General features: G+C 42.7%; 4 protein-coding genes and 1 pseudogene. All 5 read right to left on the bottom strand.

Annotated features, from left to right (window positions below; genetic code table 11):
* Positions 1–255: GNAT family N-acetyltransferase (locus AC52RT_RS00560; protein WP_495538949.1), on the bottom strand; the 255-nt coding region annotated here is incomplete at its 3' end.
* A gap of 132 nt (positions 256–387) precedes the next feature.
* A complete protein-coding gene (locus tag AC52RT_RS00555) occupies positions 388–1,005 on the bottom strand; it encodes a class I SAM-dependent methyltransferase (protein ID WP_495538948.1) in 618 nt (205 codons plus the stop codon).
* A gap of 125 nt (positions 1,006–1,130) precedes the next feature.
* Positions 1,131–1,727 carry a hypothetical protein gene (locus AC52RT_RS00550; protein WP_495538947.1) on the bottom strand — a complete coding sequence of 199 codons (597 nt, stop codon included), beginning with the start codon at positions 1,725–1,727 and terminating at the stop codon, positions 1,131–1,133.
* 35 nt (positions 1,728–1,762) lie between these two features.
* A complete protein-coding gene (locus tag AC52RT_RS00545) occupies positions 1,763–2,662 on the bottom strand; it encodes an AraC family transcriptional regulator (protein WP_495538946.1) in 900 nt (299 codons plus the stop codon).
* 95 nt (positions 2,663–2,757) lie between these two features.
* A pseudogene (locus AC52RT_RS00540) lies at positions 2,758–2,973 on the bottom strand (DNA glycosylase AlkZ-like family protein); the annotation flags it as partial.
* Positions 2,974–3,138 lie beyond the last annotated feature (165 nt).

Below are 3,138 nucleotides of genomic sequence, written 5' to 3'. Positions count from 1 at the left end.
CTCAACCAGTTTTTTCCCTATTCCCTGTCCCTGATACTCCGGAACAACGATTACGTCTGACAGGAACGCTACATATCCGCCGTCCCAAGACAATCTTACAACGCCTATGGCTTTTTCATCATCTCTCACACAAAGAACCATATAAGCGTTCTCTACACATTTCTTCGCTTCCTCAAGCGGGAAAAGCCGCCATCCGACTAATTCACGTAATTCCATGTATTCTTCAGGAGAAATATAATCATCGTATCTAATCATTTATCATCCGCATCCTCGTTACATTATTCTATAAATATTCAGTATTAAGTCCTCAATACCGATATTATTTTTCATTGTTCAAACCGAACAAATTGAATTCTTTCAGTTTATATTAACAACATCATCATGTCATCAGGATGCTCTTCTCCGTGCAACCAATTTATTTACAGCATGCTGATGTTTTGGAACATTAGGATGTTCATCATCAAATATATATGTTTTAAACTGCAGAACTTCCCAGTCTGAATATAAATCCATGATTTCGCCTTCATCCGCCAATCCAACTGCGAAAGGTGCAATGTCAGGTGAAGCAGGAACTGTATTCGTAAATGTATGGATAATGTGTATTCCATTGGGCTTCGTATGTTCTTTAGCATCTTCGATAAAGTGTCTCCACTTATCTTTTTCTACAAAGCAAAGTGTTGCGAATGTCATAACTAAATCATAGGATTTCGTAAAATGAAATTTTGCAAGATCATCTACAAAAGCATTAATTCTTAATCCTTCTCTTTCACAAAAACACTTTAGCTTTGAAATCCCGGCTTCTGACAGATCAAAAGCATCTATATAAGAGTATCCATTTTTAGCCAGATATCTGACATTCTGACCTTCTCCGCATCCGGCCTCAAGCATGACTGAATCTTTTTTCAGGAGATGTTCAAATTCCAAAATCGTTCCGTTTGGTTCTGCCGGAAAAGTGTTTATGTCACTATTTCTATATATCTCTTCCCAAAAAGGTATTTTCTCCATATTGTCCCCTTGCTTCTCCATTTAGCAGATAATATCCGGTCCCCAAAGCTGATTATCCGACCCGAAGTCCACATCAGATTAAGACATTGTAACATGATTGCTCAGCTAAACCGTCATTATTCCTGCTAAGCCTCATGGATATCTTTGATAACATAATCACGTGTGATCTTCATAATATCATCCAATATCTCCCGGTTTTTCGAAGCATCTTTACACTCCAGTGAATGATCGCAGCCATCATAAAGGTGAAGCTCGATATTCATTCTCGCTGCCTTTTCTCGGATCTGAGACACATCGGATCTCCCGTCGGAAGTTCCGATGAATGCGATTATCGTATCCCCGCAGTCATCACTGTCACAAGCTTCAAAAGCTCCCATAAGCGGCGTATACCAGATCTGCTTCACGTCAAGATCATGCTTTGCCACATATGTCGAAGCAATTTCCGTTCCTATGCTCTTGCAGACAAAAATGACGTCTTCGTATTCATTAAAATTTATACTATCCAATATCTCAGAGGCCTGATCATACCTTGTCTTCACAGGGTTTTCCCACTCGATACACAGTATCTCATAGCCTTCTTTCTCGAGGAGCTTACGGGATTCCGAAAGAAGCGGCCTGTCAGTTGTATAGCCCATACCGGGAAATAAGACCGCGAGTTTCTTACTGCCTCTTAAATCCGAAGTATCAGCGCTGCAGGCAAAGATTCCGGTTGCCAGAGCCAAAACAATGATCAGTGACAGCAGTCTTTTCATAGCCGTCAGGTCTTTCTTCTTACAGGCAGCCAGATCTCATTATGAAGGCCGCTGCCTGTATCATTCGGTACGCCATAACGTTCAATGTTGTATTCGTCAACAAGATCGTATTCGTCCTCTTCGAAGATCCATTCTCCGAAAATATAACGGCGCATCGCCTGTGAAGCTTCGATCGAATTATCCTTACACTTGAACTTAGCCCAGACAGTCTCAGGAATCTCGACCGCCGTCAAGCCGTCGGGAACATCTCCGTCCATAAGATCGACGCCTGCCATAAAAAGGAATCTCTCATCAAATGATATTCCTTCATGGTCCTTGGCCCACGGTCCGCCGTCAGCGTTTAAGACGATATCGCAGTCTCCGACACTTACGCCGTAGCTCGTATACTTATTTAGTTTTTCGCTGTAGTTATTTATGAAATCATAAACAAAGCCCGGGATCTTCTCAAAGCATGTGTCATTATCAAACACATCTGCCACTCCCATTATCTTAAACTTCGGCATCTTCTCGATCACAATATCCATTTTATCTGCTCCTTTCACGGAGAACGTCAGTTTGAGCGGAAGAAATACCTTGGCAGACTTGTTCTTCTTTCTGATCTCGTTCGGCGTGGCATCGTGAAAACGGCTGAATGCCTTAGAGAAACTCTCAGGTGTCTCATATCCGTACCGATAGGCCACGTCGCTGATCTTATCGTCTTTCTCGATAAGATCCATGGCAGCAAGACTAAGTCTCCTGTTCCTTATGTATTCACCGATAGTGTAACCGGTGATCATCTGGAAACAGTTCTGCAGGTAACCCGCAGAGACATGGACTTCCGAAGCAACCTCCTTGGGACCTTGAACTGTCATAATATTCTTCTCCAGATAGTGAAGCGTATCATTTAAAACATTAGCCCAATTCATGCTGTTCTCCTTTTGTGTCGACTATACCATGCCAGGCAGCGGTAAATCCTGTCAGAAAATCAGAAGATCTGTCCCGTCAGATATGTTTACATAACTTACAGAAACACTGTCTCTTTGCAGTCGTTGAACTTTGCAAAATCTTTTGCTGTCCGTTCGAGTGCCGTGTTCAGTTTCTTTGTTTGGCGGATGCCGTCTTCCCACCAGATGTTCCTTACAGCAAGCACGCCTGTCTTTCTGTCCGGAACAGCTTCGATGCGGCCAACGAATCTGTCTCCGAAAAGGACCGGCAGCGTGTAATAACCGCACTTGCGCTTTTCTGCCGGTCTGTTTTACTGTTGATCTTCTATACTGAACTTCTATTACAGATCCTTTTCCTCATATGGTTTATCCCAGGAGCCAATCTCTATCAAGTTACCTTCAGGATCTGCAATATAGCATGTCCTCTGTCCCCATGGTTCAGTGGTAGGAGCAAGGAC

The organism is Peribacillus sp., assembly GCF_059453735.1.
Note: the sequence above shows the minus strand (reverse complement) of the source record. Positions and strands in the feature narration are given on the sequence as shown.